Origin of the sequence: Lentzea sp. CA-135723, assembly GCF_050936595.1 — a bacterium.
GTDB lineage: Bacteria > Actinomycetota > Actinomycetes > Mycobacteriales > Pseudonocardiaceae > Lentzea.
In genome coordinates this window covers 141,216-158,550 of record NZ_JBNJMK010000002.1, presented here as the reverse complement: position 1 = coordinate 158,550, position 17,335 = coordinate 141,216, and the positions used below count along the sequence as shown (strand labels likewise).

Annotated in this window: 16 protein-coding genes; 10 read left to right on the top strand and 6 right to left on the bottom strand. The window is 69.4% G+C overall.

All coding sequences use genetic code 11. The features are described 5' to 3' along the window. Positions 1-353: 353 nt before the first annotated feature. Positions 354-1,748, top strand: a complete 1,395-nt coding sequence (locus tag ACQEU1_RS36630) for a hypothetical protein (protein ID WP_433212458.1) — start codon at positions 354-356, stop codon at positions 1,746-1,748. 1 nt (position 1,749) lies between these two features. Here the strand turns inward: ACQEU1_RS36630 and ACQEU1_RS36625 are convergent, their stop codons facing one another. The 4 genes from ACQEU1_RS36625 to ACQEU1_RS36610 form a co-directional block, all read right to left on the bottom strand. Continuing rightward, positions 1,750-2,361, bottom strand: coding sequence for an ANTAR domain-containing response regulator (locus ACQEU1_RS36625; protein WP_285639166.1), 612 nt, complete (start codon positions 2,359-2,361; stop codon positions 1,750-1,752). Positions 2,362-2,403: 42 nt separating this feature from the next. Beyond that, positions 2,404-3,225, bottom strand: coding sequence for a hypothetical protein (locus ACQEU1_RS36620; RefSeq protein WP_433212454.1), 822 nt, complete (start codon positions 3,223-3,225; stop codon positions 2,404-2,406). Positions 3,226-3,425: 200 nt separating this feature from the next. Then, positions 3,426-3,965: a hypothetical protein gene (locus ACQEU1_RS36615; RefSeq protein ID WP_433212451.1), complete on the bottom strand. Its 540-nt coding sequence runs from the start codon at positions 3,963-3,965 to the stop codon at positions 3,426-3,428. A gap of 56 nt (positions 3,966-4,021) precedes the next feature. Continuing rightward, complete coding sequence (locus ACQEU1_RS36610; protein WP_433212448.1) at positions 4,022-4,378, bottom strand: PLDc N-terminal domain-containing protein; 357 nt, start codon at positions 4,376-4,378, stop codon at positions 4,022-4,024. Positions 4,379-4,829: 451 nt separating this feature from the next. On the opposite strand from ACQEU1_RS36610, the gene ACQEU1_RS36605 reads away from it, so the two are divergent. From ACQEU1_RS36605 to ACQEU1_RS36595, 3 genes are read left to right on the top strand one after another with little or no spacing between them, the layout of a single operon-like run. Beyond that, positions 4,830-6,413 carry a thiamine pyrophosphate-binding protein gene (locus tag ACQEU1_RS36605; RefSeq protein WP_433212445.1) on the top strand — a complete coding sequence of 528 codons (1,584 nt, stop codon included), beginning with the start codon at positions 4,830-4,832 and terminating at the stop codon, positions 6,411-6,413. 29 nt (positions 6,414-6,442) lie between these two features. Next, the gene (locus ACQEU1_RS36600; RefSeq protein ID WP_433212442.1) at positions 6,443-7,822 is read left to right on the top strand and encodes a glycosyltransferase family 39 protein; all 1,380 of its coding nucleotides are present in this window, start codon (positions 6,443-6,445) and stop codon (positions 7,820-7,822) included. 17 nt (positions 7,823-7,839) lie between these two features. After that, positions 7,840-8,325 (top strand): DUF664 domain-containing protein, encoded by a 486-nt coding sequence (locus tag ACQEU1_RS36595; protein WP_433212439.1) that lies wholly within the window; start codon positions 7,840-7,842, stop codon positions 8,323-8,325. Between the two features lie 491 nt (positions 8,326-8,816). On the opposite strand, the gene ACQEU1_RS36590 is transcribed toward ACQEU1_RS36595, so the two are convergent. Continuing rightward, positions 8,817-9,734 (bottom strand): LysR family transcriptional regulator, encoded by a 918-nt coding sequence (locus ACQEU1_RS36590; protein ID WP_433212436.1) that lies wholly within the window; start codon positions 9,732-9,734, stop codon positions 8,817-8,819. Positions 9,735-9,815: 81 nt separating this feature from the next. On the opposite strand from ACQEU1_RS36590, the gene ACQEU1_RS36585 reads away from it, so the two are divergent. The 6 genes from ACQEU1_RS36585 (at position 9,816) to ACQEU1_RS36560 (ending at position 16,607) form a co-directional block, all read left to right on the top strand. Next, positions 9,816-11,300 (top strand): aldehyde dehydrogenase family protein, encoded by a 1,485-nt coding sequence (locus tag ACQEU1_RS36585; protein ID WP_433212433.1) that lies wholly within the window; start codon positions 9,816-9,818, stop codon positions 11,298-11,300. Continuing rightward, the gene (locus ACQEU1_RS36580; RefSeq protein WP_433212430.1) at positions 11,281-12,441 is read left to right on the top strand and encodes an NAD(P)/FAD-dependent oxidoreductase; all 1,161 of its coding nucleotides are present in this window, start codon (positions 11,281-11,283) and stop codon (positions 12,439-12,441) included. Before ACQEU1_RS36585 ends, ACQEU1_RS36580 begins: the two co-directional genes overlap by 20 nt. A gap of 8 nt (positions 12,442-12,449) precedes the next feature. After that, positions 12,450-13,568, top strand: a complete 1,119-nt coding sequence (locus tag ACQEU1_RS36575; RefSeq protein WP_433212427.1) for a Glu/Leu/Phe/Val family dehydrogenase — start codon at positions 12,450-12,452, stop codon at positions 13,566-13,568. A 148-nt stretch (positions 13,569-13,716) separates the two neighbouring features. Then, positions 13,717-14,799 (top strand): CaiB/BaiF CoA transferase family protein, encoded by a 1,083-nt coding sequence (locus ACQEU1_RS36570; protein WP_433212424.1) that lies wholly within the window; start codon positions 13,717-13,719, stop codon positions 14,797-14,799. Continuing rightward, positions 14,796-15,962 carry an acyl-CoA dehydrogenase family protein gene (locus ACQEU1_RS36565; RefSeq protein ID WP_433212421.1) on the top strand — a complete coding sequence of 389 codons (1,167 nt, stop codon included), beginning with the start codon at positions 14,796-14,798 and terminating at the stop codon, positions 15,960-15,962. The genes ACQEU1_RS36570 and ACQEU1_RS36565 overlap by 4 nt, the downstream gene beginning before the upstream one ends. 102 nt (positions 15,963-16,064) lie before the next feature. Continuing rightward, entirely contained in the window at positions 16,065-16,607 is a 543-nt protein-coding gene (locus tag ACQEU1_RS36560; RefSeq protein ID WP_433212418.1) for a TetR/AcrR family transcriptional regulator, read from the top strand. Here ACQEU1_RS36560 and ACQEU1_RS36555 read toward each other — a convergent pair. Continuing rightward, the gene (locus tag ACQEU1_RS36555; protein ID WP_433212415.1) at positions 16,604-17,299 is read right to left on the bottom strand and encodes a peptidylprolyl isomerase; all 696 of its coding nucleotides are present in this window, start codon (positions 17,297-17,299) and stop codon (positions 16,604-16,606) included. The genes ACQEU1_RS36560 and ACQEU1_RS36555 overlap by 4 nt on opposite strands. Positions 17,300-17,335: the final 36 nt, after the last annotated feature.

Genomic DNA, 17,335 nt, shown 5'->3' with positions numbered 1-17,335 from the left:
TCATCAAAGCCAATGGGCTCGTGACCATAACGCAACTCGGCGTTATGTTTGGTTTAAGGAATGTCACAGACGGTAACTCTCGTTCACTCTTTGGACGGCTGTCATAACGTGGACGTATGACTCCGCGTCGTCGAGTGATCACCGCAGTCGGTGCCGCCGCGGTTCTCGTGGCCGCGGTGCTCGCCCTGCGCACCCACGATGATGCCGCGAAGAAGCCCAGTTCAGAGGCCGTTCGCTTAACTAAGTACACAGCGGATTACGTCTCTGTTCCAGATCGACCGGCACGGCCGAACCCTCCGTCCTCCGGATGGAGCAGCGGCGGACGTGTCCAATGGCTTCCCGTCGACGGCGCGGTGGGCTACGAGGTCGGCGGGAGGCTCGTCGCGTCGCCGGAGATCCCGGGCTCCGGACGGCCGGAGATCCGCTCCGTGGACGCGTTCGGGCAGCGGTCCGCGCCGGTCAGAGCGGAGGAACGGCCGGGTGACGACAGCTGGCGCGGAGCGGTCGGCGGCTGGCTGGACGACTTCGACGACACGTTCCTGGCCCGCCGGTACCACCTGAGCGCGCGCGAGGGGTGCGTGAACCCGAGTTCGGGGTCCAACGGCCGGTTGGTGCTCGACATGCCGTGCGGCAACGACACCGCCGTGCTGCGCGCACGGACGTTGCTGCGTCTCACCGAGGCACCGGAACGCGGCCGGGTCGTCGTCGTCACGGACGCGGCCGGCCCGCGCGGAAAGCTCGTGCTCGACCTGCTGCCCGGAACGCCCGACCGCCTCGGACCCATACCTCCTGCTGATGCGGTGCGCGTGGTGGTGGACGACTCCGTGGCCCCCGGAACGCGCGGCGCGGGCGTTCTGCATCGATTCGAAGCGGTGCTGACAGATAACGACGTGAAGGTGTTTCAGGACGGCACCCGGATCGCGACCCTCCCCGTCGTACCGCGGTGGCGGGAGGCGAGCGTGCTGATCGGCGTGACGCCTCCACCCGGCTATCCGGGACGCGTCGAGATCGACACCGTCGGCATCTCCGGGTCGCGCGGCCCCGAGGCCGAGGCGATCGACACCAAGATCGTGGCGGGGACGTTGCGCGTGCTCGATCCGGAGGAGGCGGCGCCGGGCATCGGCGTGGCGCGCGCACCGTTGCGTGGAGCCCCCTCGGCGCGTCTCAGGACAACGGTGCGTTTGGGCACCGGCGGCGATCCGAACGCCGTGGTCGCGCAGCTCGGGTCGGCGCGGGTGCCGCTGCGGCCGGTCGTGAGCGGCTGGTCCGCGGCAGAGGGCGCCGAGTTGTCGCTGGCAGGAGACCTGCCGGCCGAGTTGCTGGGAACCGCCGGGCCGGACGCGCTGACGCCGTTCGTGCTGCGGATGCCGGACGCGGCGCAGGCCGAGGTGGTCGAGAGCTACTTCGAGGTGCCGGGCCGGTCGGAGACGAAGCTCGCCCTCGCACCGCCCGAGCCACCGCCCGTTTTGCCCGTGATGACCGCTGAGATCACCGCTAAGGGCCCGAACGATGCTGTGCTGGTGATCACCCTCGACGCGGCTCACGCACGCTCAGTGGCGCCGATAGCGGGCTATGAGGTGTACGTCGACAACTCTCTCGCGGCGACCATGCCGATTCCGGGTGGCATAGGTGGCCGGCACGAGCTGACTCTCGCGCTGACCGGCCGCCACAACGTCGAAGTCCGCCTGCGCCCCGAGGATCCGGGGCGGCAGACGGACTCCGTGTGGCTCGAACTCGGCCAGAACTGACTCAGCCGAAGTTCTCGATGACGGCCTCCGCTACGGCCTTCATCGTGGTGCGGCGGTCCATGGCGGTGCGCTGCACCCACCGGAACGCCTCGGGCTCGCTCAGACCCTGCTTGGTCATGAGGATGCCCTTGGCCCGTTCCACGGTCTTGCGGGTCTCCAGGCGTTCGGTGAGCCCGGCGACCTCCTGCTCCAGCGCGGCCAGCTCGCTGAACCGGCTCATCGCCAGCTCGATCGCGGGCACGAGGTCCCGCTTGGCGAACGGCTTGACCAGGTACGCCATCGCGCCCGCGTCACGGGCGCGCTCGACCAGGTCGCGCTGGCTGAACGCGGTGAGGATCACGACGGGCGCGATCCGGTTGCCCGCGATGTGCTGCGCCGCCTCGATCCCGTCGACCTTCGGCATCTTCACGTCGAGGATCACCAGGTCGGGGTTGAGTTCGGTCGCGAGCTTGATGGCCTCTTCACCATCTGCGGCCTCGCCCGCCACGTCGTAGCCCTCCTCGCGCAGCATCTCCACGAGGTCGAGGCGGATGAGCGCCTCGTCCTCGGCGACGAGCACGCGAGGGGCCTTGCGCGTGGCTTCGGACTGGGCCTCGGCAGCCTGCTGGGTCACCGGGGTCCTCCTGACGATCGTTCCTGCGGGCGAAAGCGCAGTCTACCGGCGGTCAGGCCGCTGATCAGGGTCACCGGCCGTGACGGCAGACACGAACTCCTCGGGCCACGGATAGGTCCGCATGCCCTCCTCGACGTCCTGGGCCGGCGCGTCCTGACGCCGCAACGTGGTCCGGCCGCCGATCCCGAACCCGGGGTGGGCGAGCGCGGTCCTGATCTCGTCCTCGGCCGGGCCGCCCGCCCACTCGACGAACCAGGCGCCGCCCATCGGGAGTGCTCGCAACCAGCTGGCCTCATGCCACAGGTGTACCCGGCGCAGGAGAGCGCTCCCAGTGGCCGATTCCGCGACCTCTTCGTCAGTACCGCCGCCGTCGGTGTACTCGACGCCGCGGTGCTCGTGCATCCAGCGCACGTACCGCATGCCGAGGTCCCACGCGTTCTCGTCGACGCCGGCCAGCACGACCGCGGCGTCCCCGGTGGTCAGCTCGGCCGACCGCCGGTGCTGCCGGTGCTCCAGCCCGGCGACGCCCATGCCGAAGCCACCCTCGGTGCGCGGCAGCAGTTCGAACAGCAGCGGGCCGAGAGCCCTGTCGTTCAGGTGCAGCTTCGGCGGCTCCCCCGGTTCCACCGTCCGGAACGCGTGGGCGGGCCTGACGATGCTCGCCGGCGGCATCAGCTGGAGCATGCTCGCGGCGGTGCAGGCCGCGAGCAGGACCTTGGCCTCGAGCCGGACCTGCGCCTCGGTGGCGGCCGCGGGCAGGGACGAGCCCCCGTCGCGGACGGCAGGGACCGCCTGGGACAGGTTCTCGCCGGTGTAGGTGCGCCGCAGATCGGCCAGCTGGTCCGTGATGGACAGACGTGCCATGACAGCAGTCCTCGTTTCCGCCGCCCGGCTCGGCACGACAAGGACGCATGAGTCACGCGTCTACGTGGTCGGTTCGCTTCGGCGAGCAGGAGTTGCTGAACACTGCGGCGGAACGTGCCGCTCACTGCCGGGGAGCGGCTCCAGCCTCACGTCTGCTCGGACGCCACTGACCACGGTACCGGACAAGCGCACCTGATTTTCTAGTCGGCGCCCACGATCAGCTTGTACTTCACGTCGACCTCTTTGCCGTTCGCCGAACCGCGGATCACGAGCTCGTGCTCGCCGGACGCGGGCGGGGAGATCCACGCGTAGAGGCCGCAGCCCACCGAGTTGGTCCGGCCGGTCTGGCCGCCGAACGGGTTGCCCGCGCGCGCCTCGTAGGTGAACGGCGTGGCGGTCACCCGCGTGAGCGCCTGCGTCGAGCCGTCCATCAGCACCTCGCCCTGCGCGCCCTTCATGAACGTCTCGCAGGAGGCGACGTCGCTCGCGAGGTTCACCACCGGCGCGAGCAACGGCTTCGAGGCCGGCACGCGGCACTGCCGCTCGACCGGGCCCGCGCTGAGCGACCCGGCGAGCAGCCAGACCTCGACGGGCTGGTCGCGCATGCAGTACCGCCCGGAGGTGTCGGACACCGGGTTGCTCCCGGAGGGCTGGGAGGCCCACGTCCACCAGAGCGCCTGGAAGTCGGCGGGCGCCAGTTTGTCCGAAGTGGACGGCTGAGTGGGGGGTTGTGCCGCCATTTGCGCGTTTCCGCCACAACCGGCGAGCAGAACAACCAAGAACAGCAGGACTATCCTCACTGGTTCTCGCGTCCCTTGCGTCGTTGTTCCTCCGCGCGCTCACGGCAGCGGCGCAGGAAGTCCTCATCGTCGTCAGGATTGGTGGCCGCGAACCGCCCCGGCCGGTCGTACTCGGGATAGGCGGGCGTACCGCGTTCGAAGGCTCCGAACCGCACCCTTCCGGTCCCCACCACCGGACGGCCCGCGATCAGCCACGCGATCGAACCCACCAACGGGAACAGCAGGACCAGGAGAAGCCAGATCATCTTCGGCAGATGACGAACTGCGCCGTCGTCACTCGTGATGACGTCGACGACCGCGAAGATCGTCAGCCCTATCATCACCACTCCGAACAGCCCACCGAAGTACAGCATCTCCACCCCCAGGTCGTGCGGTCGCGCACATGGTGGCACAGCGGGCTACTCCCTGGACACAGTTCACAGGTCAATCATCGGGCCATAAATTCACAAGCCCGTGAATCCCGCCGAAACAAAAGCCGCGCGAGGCCGGAAATGCCGCACGGGCGTTCGATCGCCGTACCTGGGCCTCCGGTCACGCACTCGGCCGTCGGGTCCATCTCGGGTGTCGGCCGACCCGCGCAACCAATTCGGCCTGGAGGACGAAAAAGCTGAACGTTCGTCCAGAATTCGGGAAGGCTCGCGCGGCGGCCCCAATTGTGTTTCCCGCGATTCGAACGAGGTTTCGCGGGCCGGAACGTTCACACCGTCCCAGGTGGACTGGAGGCCGTGAGCGAACGTGGCGCTGAGCACCAGACCTGCTGTCAATCCATTGCCCGCGTCGTAAGCGCGCCTTAGCGTCGGACACATGCCCAAGGGTGCCGAGAGCCTGCTGGACGTCCTGGCCGCGCACGACGTCGAGGTGGTGTTCGGCCTCCCCGGCGTCCACAACCTCGCGATCTGGGAGGCGCTGCGACGGCACACCGGCATCCGCATGGTCGGTGTGCGCCACGAGCAGACGGCCGTCTACGCCGCCGACGGCTACGCCCGCAGCACGGGGAGGCTGGGCGTCGCGATCGTGACCACCGGCCCCGGCGCCGCGAACACCCTGGGCGCCACCGGCGAGGCGTGGGCGTCGGGCAGCCCGGTGCTCGTGGTCGCCACCGACATCCCGTCCACGCTCCGGCGGCCCGGCGTGCACCGCGGCGTCCTGCACGAGACGCGCGACCAGCGGGCGATGTTCGTCCCGGTGACCAAGGCGGCGTTCGACGTTCCCACGGCCGCGGAACTCCCGTCGTACGCCGACAAGGCCGTCCAGCAGGCACTCCGCAGTCCACATGGCCCGGTCTACCTGGGCGTGCCGACGGACTTCCTGTCCGCCGAGGTCGCCGGCCACACCGTCACGAAACCCGCTCCCGTGCACTCGGCCGTGGACCTCACCGAAGCCTCTGCCCTCATCGACGGGTCCGTCCGGCCGTTGATCTGGGCCGGCGGCGGCGCGGCGCGTTCCGGTGCGGGACCTGCCATCGGCGCGTTGGCCGACAAGCTCGATGCGCCGATCATCACGACGTACGGCGCACGTGGCCTGACGGACAACCCTCACGTCGTGCGCGGCCCCGTGCACGCGCCGCCCGTCGGAAAGCTCTGGGACGACGCCGACCTGGTGATCGCGATCGGCACCGACTTCGACGGCATGATGACGCAGAACTGGTTGCAGCCCAAGCCACCCGCCCTGCTCGCCGTCAACATCGACAAGGCGGAGGCGAGCAAGAACTACCCGGCCGACGTCACGCTGGAGGGCGATGCCGCGACCGTCACAACCGCCCTGGCGGCCGCACTGCCCGCACGGCCGGGTCACGCCGACGTCGCCGCGCTCAACGCCGAGGTCCGCGCACTGGCGGAGGCCGACTCCCCCGAAGCCGTGAAGTTCTTGCGCGCGTTGGAGAACACGGACGCCACGATCGTCGCCGACATGTGCATCCCCGGCTACTGGATCGGCGGCTTCCACCACGTCACCAGGCCACGCGGCCTCGCCTACCCGGTCGGCTGGGGCACGCTCGGCTTCGCCTTCCCCGCGGCCATCGGCGCGGCGCTGCACGGCCCTGCCGTCGCGGTCGTCGGCGACGGCGGTTTCCTCTTCGCCTGCGGGGACCTGGCGACGCTGAGGCAGGAGGACCTCCCGCTCACCATCGTCCTCGTGGACGACGGCGGCTACGGCATGCTCCGCTACGACCAGCAGGTCGCGAACCACGCCATCAGCGGCGTGGACCTCACCCGCCCCGACTTCGCCAGGCTGGCCGAGAGCTTCGGCATCCCCGCCGTCACGCTCGGCGGCTTCGACGACCTCGGGCCCGCCCTCGCCGCCGAAGGCCCGCGCATGATCGTCGTCAACGCGCGCCTCCAGCCGCCGATCAACACCTCCCCGCGCTGGTACCGCAAAACCTCTACTTGATCAGGCACCTCGTGGGTACCGTCCCGCACATGGGACGTGGGCTCAGGATCGTGCTCATCGTGCAGGCGGTCGTGCTGACCGCGTTGTCCGGCCGCTACGGCTTCCACCGCGACGAGCTCTACTTCCTCGCGGCGGGCAAACGGCTCGACTGGGGCTACGTCGACCAGCCCCCGGTCACCCCGTTCCTCGCCCGCCTCAGCACGGAGGTGTTCGGCGAGACCCCGGTCGGTCTCCGCGTGATCGCCACCCTGCTGGCGCTGGGCATCACCGTCGTGGTCGCCCTGATCGCGAAGGAACTGGGCGGCGGCACCACGTTCGCGGCCGCCGCCTCCGCCACGTCGAGCTTCGTGCTGGCCGTGGGCCACATGCTCTCCACCGCCACCGCGGACCTGCTGGTCTGGGTCCTCCTCGGCTACTTCGCGGTCAGGCTCCTGAAGTCCGGCGACGGCCGCTGGTGGCTCGCCATCGGCGCGGCGGCAGGGGTAGGCCTCGCCAACAAGTGGCTGTTGCTGTTGCTGGTGGCGTCCCTGGGAGCCGCCCTCCTCGCCGTGGGACCGCGCGCCGTCCTGCGCACGTGGTGGCTCCTCGCGGGCGTCGCGGTGTGCGCGGTGCTCGCCGCTCCCGTCGTGATCTGGCAGGCGCTGCACGACTTCCCGTTGCTCACCGTCGCCCAGGGCATCAGCGAGGACGACGGCACCGAGAACCGCGTCCTGTTCGTCCCCATGCAGGTCCTGCTGCTGTCCCCGGTCCTGGTCCCCGTGTGGTTCCAGGGTTTCCGAAAGCTGTGGCGCGACAGGACGTTCCGGTCGATCGCACTCGCCTACCCGATCCTCTGCGCGCTGTGCCTGATCACCGGCGGCAAGCCCTACTACGCGGTCCCGCTCCTGCTCGTGCTCACGGCCGCGGGCGCCGCCCAGGCCCAGGAATGGCTGCTGCGCAACAGAACGAGCGGACGAGTGCTCGCGGCGGTGAGCGTCGTGGCCACCGCGGTCATCTCGCTGCCGATCCTGCCGCCCAGCGCACTGACCCCGATCGTCGCCGTCAACCCGGAACAGGGCGAACAGGTCGGCTGGCCGGAACTGGCCGCCACCGTGAAGAAGGCCTGGCAGGACAACGACCATCCCGTGGTCATCACCCGCAACTACGGCCAGGCAGGCGCCGTGGAAGCCCACGCGGGCATCCCGGTCTACTCAGGCCACATGTCGTTCTACGACTGGGGACCACCCCAGGTGACCACCGACAAGGTCCTGCTGGTCGGCTTCGCCCAACCACCGTTCACCGACTGCGAGGTCGTCGCCGAGCACAAGAACCCGGTGGAGAACGAAGAAGACGGCACGGAGCTAAAGCTGTGCACGGCCCCAACGGAACCGTGGGACGCGTTCTGGCCAAAGCTCCGCCACTACTACTGAGCTGACAAACTCACCCGGTGACCCGAACCTGGCCCGAGAAGCTCGCCACTGACGAAGCCGCACTCGCCTGGGAGTTCCTCGACTTCCTGCGCAAGACCGCCGTGCTCAAGGTGGACGGCCTGACCCGCGACCAGGCCGTGGCGGCCCCCATCGCCACGTCCCCCGGCCTGACCGCACTGGGTCTGCTCAAACACCTCACGGCCGTGGAACGCTACTGGCTCTGCATCGCCGGCGCGGGCCTCGACCTGCCGTCGCTGTGGGAGGGCGACCCGGACCCGTCGTGGCACCTCGAAGACGACGACACCCCGGCATCGCTCATCCATGCCTACCGCGAGGAATGGGCGAACGCCGAGGCGGTCAGGAAGCTCTCTCCCGAAGCCGTGGCAGCCGACGGCGAACGCACCGTGCGCTGGATCCTGGCCCACGTGGCGCAGGAGACCGCGCGCCACGTGGGCCATCTGGACCTGCTCCGCGAACTGGCGGACGGCCAAACCGGCGAATGACCAGCGCCTGTGCGCAGCTGGCCCGCGTTGCCGGACCGGCTCCAGCCGGCGCAGGCGGGTGAAGCCCCAGCCAGACGCACCCGGTCCCAGCTCTCCCGCGAGCCAGCTCGGTCCTGTCGGCCTCACGCCTGCTCACGGCGGTGTCGAACACGGCCAGCAGCTCGTGGTCGACCACCGGGCCCGAACCGGTGGACGGCACGGCGGCTGCCTCGCTCCAGTCCTCCTCGGTGCCGGAGGCGATCTGGACGAGCGCCTTCTTCTCGTCGGGGTCCGGAGCCGTGCCGGCCACAGGTCCTCACTTCGTGCTGTTGCTTGCTCAGCAAAGGCGTGAAGTCTGCCTTCAGCTTGGCGGCGTCCGGCGTGGCGGGAGGAACAGCGTGCGCGGGCACTTCCGCCACGAACACCGTGAATACCGCTACCAAAGCAGCCGCGATCCCCGTGCTCGTCCGCTTTTCGCCTGGTCAGAACGGTGCCCGCGCGGCGGGCGCCCGTCATGGCCGGCTCATGTGGCCACCTGCGGTGTTGTGGCACGCATCCCGCAAGGCGTTCAGCGCGTCGGTGAGCAACGGGTTCGTGTTCGCTGTGCGGTGGACGACGTACACGTGCCGGCGCAAAGGCTTGTGCCGCAACGGCATCGCGTGCGTGCCCGGCAGCTCCTTGTAGCCGAGCGCGGGTACCAGCGCTACGCCGACGCCCGCCACCACCAGGGACTGCACGACCTCGTAGTCGTTGCTGCGGAAGACGATTCGCGGCGCGAAGCCCACCGCGGCGCACAGCCTGGTGAGGCAGGTGACGCCGGAGGTCCCGTCGCGGGAGGCGATCCACCTCTCGTCCCTGAGGTCTTCGAGTTTGACGTTGTTCTTCGCGGCCGGGTGCCCGGCCGGCACCAGGACCAGGAGTGCCTCGTCGAGCAACGGCACCACCGTCAGCTCCTCCTGCCACGTCCTCGGCACCAGGTCGTACGCGTACACCAGGGCCAGGTCGAGCTCGCCGGTCAGCACCAGCGGCAGCACGTCGTCCGGTTCCGCCTCGTCGAGGCGGATCTCTGCGCCCGGCAGGTCCGCCTGCAGGCGCGCCAGGGCCCGCGGCACGATCCGCGCGCTCGCCGTGGGGAACGTGCCGATGCGCAGGCGGCCGCGCAGGCCCTGCACCATCGCCTTCACCTCGTGCTCGAAGCCGTCGAACGCGGCGAGCAGCTCGCCGCCGCGGTCGGCGATCAGCAGGGCGGCGCTCGCGGGTCTGATCGAGTGCGCCTCACGTTCGAAGAGCGTCACGCCGACCGCCCGCTCGAACGCCGAGATCTGCTGCGACACGGCCGAGGACGTGTAGCCGAGGCGCCGTGCGGCCTCGGCGAACGACCCCGCCTTCACCACCTCGACGAGCGTGCGGAGATGAACCGGATTGAGCACCAGGCGAGCTTATGCTCAACGTCGCGAGGTTTCATTCTGCGACCTCTGGCGCATCCGCCGCCCGCCCACCAGGGTGGAGGTATGCAGTACATCTCCACGAACCCGTCGAACACCTCCGACGTGGTCGCCGAGATCGAGCTCGCGACCAGCCGCGCCTTCGTCGACGCGGCCCACCGGGCCAAAGCCGCCCAGCGCGCGTGGGCACGCGTGCCCGCACCCGTGCGAGGCCAGGTCATCGGCAACATCGGCCGCCTGGTCGAGGCGAACTTCGAACCCCTGGCGCAGCTCGTGACCCGCGAGATCGGCAAGCCGATCGGCGAGGCCCGCGGCGAGGTCCAGGAGATCGTCGACACCTGCGACTTCTTCGTCGGCGAGGGCAGGCGCCTCTACGGGCAGACGGTCCCCTCCGAGATGACCGACAAGCAGCTCTTCACGTTCCGCAACCCGGTCGGCGTCGCGGCGATCATCACCGCCGGCAACTTCCCCGTCGCCGTGCCGTCCTGGTACATCGTCCCCGCACTGCTGTGCGGCAACTCGGTCGTGTGGAAGCCCGCCGAGTACTCCGCCGCCTCGGCCCAGGCGTTCTACGACGTGTTCCAGGCCGCCGGCATCCCCGGCGGCGTGTTCGAGATCGTCTTCGCCGAGGGCTCGGAGACGTTCACCGGCTTGGAGCAGTCGCTGCGGCAGGGCCTCGTCGACAAGGTCGGCTTCACCGGCTCCAGCGAGGTCGGTGTGCGCATCGGGGAACTGTGCGGACGCCACCTCCAGACTCCGTGCCTGGAGCTGGGCGGCAAGAACCCGATGGTCGTCACCGAGGACGCGGACCTCGACCTCGCGGTCCAGGGCGCGCTGTTCGCCGGCTTCGGCTCCGCGGGCCAGCGCTGCACCTCGCTCGGCACGGCGATCGTGCACGAGTCGCGGTACGACGAGTTCCTCACCCGGTTCACCGAGGCCGTCGCCGGCGCCCGCGTCGGCGACCCGACCGGCGACGTCCTCTACGGACCGCTGCTGGACGAGAAGTTCGCGCTGGCGTACGAGAAGTACCTCGGCTGGATCGGCGAGCACCACGCGGTGCACGGCCCGACCGGCCGCATCTCCGCCGCCAGCCCGCGCGACGGCTTCACCGGTGAGAACGGCTTCTTCTACCACCCCGCAATCGTTTCCGGTGTGCGCGACGACGACGAGCTCTTCCTCCAGGAGACGTTCGGCCCGATCGTCGGCGTCATGAGGTACTCGAACCTGGACGAGGCGATCGAGCTCGGCAACAAGCCGGGCTACGGCCTCTCCTGCTCGATCTACACCACGGACCCGAACAAGGCCTTCCGGTTCCGCGCCGGCATCTCCGCCGGGATGGTGAGCGTCAACAACTCGACGTCCGGGGCCGAGGCGCACCTGCCGTTCGGCGGCAACGGCAAGAGCGGCAACGGCTCCCGGCAGTCGGGCGTGTGGGTGCTCGACCAGTTCACCCGCTGGCAGTCCATGAACTGGGACTACTCGGGGAAGCTGCAGAAAGCGCAGATGGACACTCTCGCGATCGAGGCGAACCTTGACTTCCGCCTCGCCTGAGCTGCCCGCTCAGGCAGAGGTCGTCGTCATCGGCGGCGGGGTGATCGGCACATCCATCGCCTTTCACCTGGCCGAGGCAGGAGTCCGCGACGTGTTGGTCGTGGAGAAGGATGATCTGGGGTCCGGCTCCACCTGCAAAGCGGCGGGTGGGGTGCGCGCCCAGTTCTCCGACGAACTGAACATCAGGCTCGGAGCTCGCTCAATCGAACTGTTCCAACGCTTTCCGCAGCGTCCGGGGCAGGTGATCGACCTGCACCAGGTCGGCTACCTCTTCCTCCTCTCCTCTCGGGACCACGTCACGGCGTTCGAGCGCAACGTCGACCTCCAGAACTCCCTCGGCGTGCGCAGTCGAATGCTGACTGTCGAGGAAGCGCGGCGGATGTCGCCGTTGATCGAGGCGGACGGCCTGCTCGCGGCGGCGTTCTCTCCTGACGACGGCCACTGCACGCCTGAGTCCGTCGTCCTCGGTTACGCCACCGCTGCCCGCCGGTTCGGTGCCCGCTTCAGCACTCGAACGACCGTGGAATCGATAGTAGGGACGGGGTCCGACAGTTTTCGGGTGGAGACCGGCAGCGGGGCCGTTTCGGCGCGGAAAGTCGTCTGCGCGGCCGGCGCGTGGTCCCGAAAGATCGGCGCGATGGTGGGCGTCGACCTGCCGGTTTCCCCTTTGCGACGGCAGATCATGTTCACCGAACCCATGCCGGAGCTACACGATCGGGTGACGCCCTTCACCATCGACTTCGGCAGCACCTTCTACTTCCACCGCGAGGGTCCGGGGCTGCTGTTCGGCATGTCCGACCCCGACGAGACGCCCGGCTTCAAGCTCGACATGTCCGACGCGTGGCTGCCGCGGCTCACCGAGGCGATCGGCAGGCGTGCGCCGAGGCTGCTGGACGTGGGCGTGCGCGACGGGTGGGCCGGGTTGTACGAGGTGACGCCGGACCACAACGCGCTCATCGGTTCGGCCGGGAACTTCTTCTACGCCACCGGTTTCTCCGGGCACGGCTTCCTGCAGGGACCCGCGGTGGGCGAGGTCGTGCGCGACCTCGTGCTCGGCCGCGAGCCCTTCGTCGACGTGTCCGCGTTGAACGCCTCCCGGTTCGCCGCCGACCAGGCGCGGCCCGAACTCAACTGCGTGTGAGGAATGCGATGGACGTTCTCCAGCTCATGGACGAGTGGGGGCCCGAGAAGGTCGTCTGCGTGTCGGACCGGCGCACCGGCATGAAGGGCGTGCTCGTCATCGACAACACCGCGCGCGGCATGGGCAAGGGCGGCACGCGGATGAGCCCGGCCGTGACCGTCGAGGAGATCGCCCGCCTCGCGCGCGTGATGACGTGGAAGTGGGCCGGGGTCGACCTGTTCTTCGGCGGCGCGAAGGCCGGGATCAGGTTCGATCCTTCCTCTCCCGACAAAGAAGCGGCGCTGCGGGCGTTCGCGCGCAAGCTCTCCAACGAGGTGCCGCGCGAGTACGTGCTCGGCCTCGACGTGGGCCTCACCGAACGGGACGCGGCGATCGTCCAGGACGAACTGTCGGACCGCGGCGCTATGATGGGCGCACCGGCTCAACTCGGCGGTCTTCCGTACGACGAGCTGGGCGTCACCGGGTACGGCGTGGCCGAGGTGGCGGACGAGTTGACGGAGCTGCGCGGCAAACGCGTGGCGGTGCAGGGTTTCGGCGCGGTCGGCGCCGCGGCGGCGAAGCGGTTCGCCGAGCTCGGCGCGGTGGTCGTCGCCGTGTCGTCGGTGCACGGCGCACTGGTCGACGCCGGCGGCCTGGACGTCGCACGACTGTTGAAGCTGCGAGACGAGTTCGGTGATCTCGCGGTCGAGGAGTACGGCAGCGTCCGGGAGCTCGGCGCCGAACTGCGGGTGCCGTGCGACGTGCTGGTGCCCGCCGCGCTGCAGGACGTGATCGACGCGGAGCTGGCGGGCGAGCTCGACACCACCCTGGTGATCGAGGGCGCGAACCTGCCCACTTCCGTTGCGGCGCAGGAGGTTCTCGCGCGGCGCGGGATCACGGTCGTGCCGGACTTCATCGCGAACGCCGGCGGGGTCGTGGCGGCGGCGTACGGCATGGACGCGCGGTACTCGCCGTTCCCGGTCAACCCCGCGACCGTGTTGGAGGCCGTGTCGGAGAAGCTGAGGGCGAACGCGGTCACCGTCCTCGCCGAGGCGCGAAGCCGTGGCACCACAACGCATGTGGCGGCGCGCGCACTCGCACAGGAGCGCGTGCTGGCCGCGATGAAGCTGCGCGGCAGGGTCGCGTGAACGGCGGCGGTGCGTTCGGATCGGCATATTGCGGTGCGCCGGCGATGCCGCATGCAACGACGAAGCAACGAAGAACGGGGTACAAGAACGGCGGTCAGGAACACGCGCATGCGTTGTGCGCGAGGACGAAGCAGCGGAGGCGAACGGCATGAGCTCCCTCGAAGGCGTGGTGATCGCGGACTTCAGCCGGGTGCTCGCGGCACCGTACGCGACGATGATGCTGGGCGACCTCGGCGCCGAGGTCGTGAAGGTCGAACAGCCCGGCAGGGGCGACGAGACCCGCACGTGGGGTCCGCCGCACTACGAGGACGAGGCGACGTACTTCCTGTCCGTCAACAGGAACAAGACGTCGGTGCAGATCGACCTGTCCACCGAGAAGGGCAGGGAACAGGCGCGCGAGCTGATCGCGCGGGCGGACGTCGTGGTCGAGAACTTCAAGCCCGGCACGATGAAGAAGTTCGGCCTGGACTACGAGTCGCTCGGGCGTGACGACCTCGTCTACTGCTCCATCTCGGGGTTCGGCTCCGGCAAGGGCGCGGACCTGCCTGGCTACGACCTGCTCGCGCAGGCCGTGGGCGGGTTGATGAGCGTGACCGGGCCCGGTCCGTACGAGCCGGTGAAGACCGGCGTGGCGCTGGTCGACGTGCTGACGGGGTTGCACGCCTGCGTGGGCATCCTGGCGGCGCTGCGGCACCGCGAGGCGACGGGGCTGGGGCAGCTCGTCGAGCTGGACCTGCTGACGGTGCTGCTGTCGAGCATGGTGAACCAGAGCGCGGGGTTCACGCTGGCCGGGTCGGTGCCGAAGCCGATGGGCAACCGACATCCGTCGATCGCGCCGTACGAGGTGTTCCCGACGGTCGACCATCCGATCGTGCTCGCGGTGGGCAACGACCGGCAGTTCCGCCGGCTGTGCTCGGTGCTCGACGTGCCGGAGCTCGCGACCGACGAGCGGTTCGTCACGAACTCCGACCGGGTGGAGCACGTGGACGAGCTGTTCGAGGTGCTGTCGGCGCGGCTGCGGACGCGGCCCGCGCAGCACTGGTTCGAGACGCTGACGCCCCTCGGCGTGCCGTGCGGCCCTGTCAACGATGTCGCGCACGCGTTCGCACTGGCCGAGTCGCTGGACCTCAACCCGACCGCGACGATCGGCGACATGACGCTCGTCGCGAACCCCATCCGCCTGTCGCGCACGCCGGTCACGTACCGGCTGCGCCCGCCGAAGCTGGAGTGACCGTGCAGGACCCGTTGCAGTTGCTGGACATCCCGTCGTTGCTGAGCGACGAGGAGCGCGACATCCAGGCCACCGTCGCGGCGTACCTGGCGGAGCACGTGCGCCCGCACGTCGCGGAGTGGTTCGAGGCGGGGATGTTGCCGCGCGAGCTGGCGCAGGAGCTGGGCAAGCTCGGTGTGCTCGGCATGCACCTGGAGGGCTACGGGTGCGCGGGCACGTCGGCGCTCGCGTACGGGCTCGCGTGCCTGGAGCTGGAGGCCGTGGACAGCGGCATCCGCAGTTTCGTGTCCGTGCAGGGGTCGCTGTCGATGTTCTCGATCTGGCAGTACGGGTCGGAGGAGCAGAAGCAGGAGTGGCTGCCGCGGCTCGCCGCCGGTGAGGCGATCGGCTGTTTCGGGCTGACCGAGCCCGACTTCGGGTCTAACCCGTCCGGCATGCGCACGAAGGCGGTGCGCGACGGCGCGGACTGGGTGCTCAACGGCACCAAGATGTGGATCACGAACGGCGGTCTGGCGGACGTGGCGACGGTGTGGGCGCGCACGGAGGAGGGAATTCGAGGATTCCTCGTTCCCCGCGGCACGCCGGGATTCTCGACGCGCGACATCAAGCAGAAGCTGTCGATGCGGGCGTCCGTCACCTCCGAGTTGGTCCTGGAGGACGTGCGGCTGCCGGAAAGCGCTCGGTTGCCGCTCGCGACTTCCTTGCGGGCCCCGCTCACCTGTCTGAACGAGGCGCGGTTCGGGATCGTGTTCGGCGCCGTCGGGGCCGCGCGGGATTCGTTGCAGGCGGCTCTGCGCTACTCCGGCACGCGCGTCCAGTTCGACAAGCCGATCGCCTCGTTCCAGCTGACGCAGCGCAAGCTCGCGAGCATGGCGGTGCAGGTCAGCAACTCGATGCTGCTGGCGTTGCACCTCGCGAGGCTCAAGGAGGCGGGCACGCTCAAGCCCGAGCAGATCAGCGTCGGCAAGTACAACAACGTCGAGTCGGCCATCGCGATCGCGCGGGAAAGCAGGACCGTCCTCGGCGCGAACGGCATCTCACTGGAGTACTCGCCACTGCGTCACGCCAACAACCTGGAATCCGTCCTGACGTACGAGGGGACTTCCGACATCCATTTGCTATCCATCGGCCACGCGTTGACCGGAATCTCCTCGTTCCGCTGATCTTTCGCCTTATCCTGCACCTCGCACTGGGCTCGGGGGTGGGAGGAAGTTCTGCCGGAGGAGACAAACAGCCGCAGTGACGCGCGCCGCAACCGCAAGCGATTGCTGGATGCCGCGACGCACGTCCTGCGGGCTGAACCAGCAACGGCGACGATGCAGTCGATCGCGCGCAAGGCGGCGCTTTCCCAGGCGACGGCGTATCGGCACTTCCCGTCCGTGGAAGCGCTCGTGGTGGCGTACCACGAAGACGTCATGGCGTCGTTGGTCGACCACGGCGAACGGTCTCGCAAGACCGGCAAGGAACTGTTCGAGCACCAGGCCGCGCGGTGGGTGAAGCTGCAGAACGCCCACGGCCCGGTGATGGTGCGGTACTCGTCGCAACGGGGGTTCCTCGACCGCCTGCACGGCGGCGAGTCGATGGCGAAGCTGTCGTGCGGCGCGTGGGACCAGGCGCTGCGCGGTGTGCTGATCGAACTGTCGTTACCCGACGCTCTGCTGAACGTGGCTCGGTTTCTGCACAACGCGTTGTTCGACCCGCGCGAGATCCTCGACCTGACGAAAACCGCCGGACTACCTGACGAACAGGTGGTCCGGCGGCTCTCAGACGCGTTCTACGGGGCCTTGCAGGGCTGGGCTTCGCACTAGAGGCCCAGCGGGAGCACCCACTTCAGCTCGGACTTCACGTTCGGACGGCCGTCGAGCGGGTCCTCCCCCGCGATGCCGCCGGCCGCGATCTTGTCGAGGGTCTTCAGGCCCTCGGGCAGGATCTGGCCGAACACCGTGTAGTTGGGACGCAGGATCGAGTCCGACTGCACCAGGAAGAACTGCGAGCCGTTGGTGTCGGGGCCCGCGTTGGCCATCGCGAGCGTGCCGCGCGGGTAGATCCGGCGCTGCCCGGTCGGGTCGTTCGGCGCGGGCTGCAGGTCGGTCGGCAGCTCGTCCTTGTACCTGTAGCCGGGGCCGCCCTCGCCGGTGCTGGACGGGTCGCCGCACTGCAGCACCTTCAGCGTCGGGTACGCGGTGAGCCGGTGGCACTCGGTCTGGTTGTAGAAGCCGCGGTGCGCGAGGTGGATGAAGCTGTGCGCGGTGCACGCGGCCTTGGTCCGGTCGAGGACCAGCGGGATGTCACCCTGGTTGGTCTTGACCTTGACCAGCACCTTGCCCTTGGTGAACCACGGGTCGTGCGGGATGGACACCGGCCGTGCGGCGGGCTCCTCGGGGGTCGCGGTGTAGCCGCAGTCGGGCCGGGCCGTCTGCACGTCGGCGGACGCGGTGCCCGTCGCGATGAAACCCACGGCCAGCGCCGCCACTGCCAGTCCAGCTGCGATTCGCCTCATGCGCGTTTCCTAGTGGAGGCCGCGGTGACCGGGCAA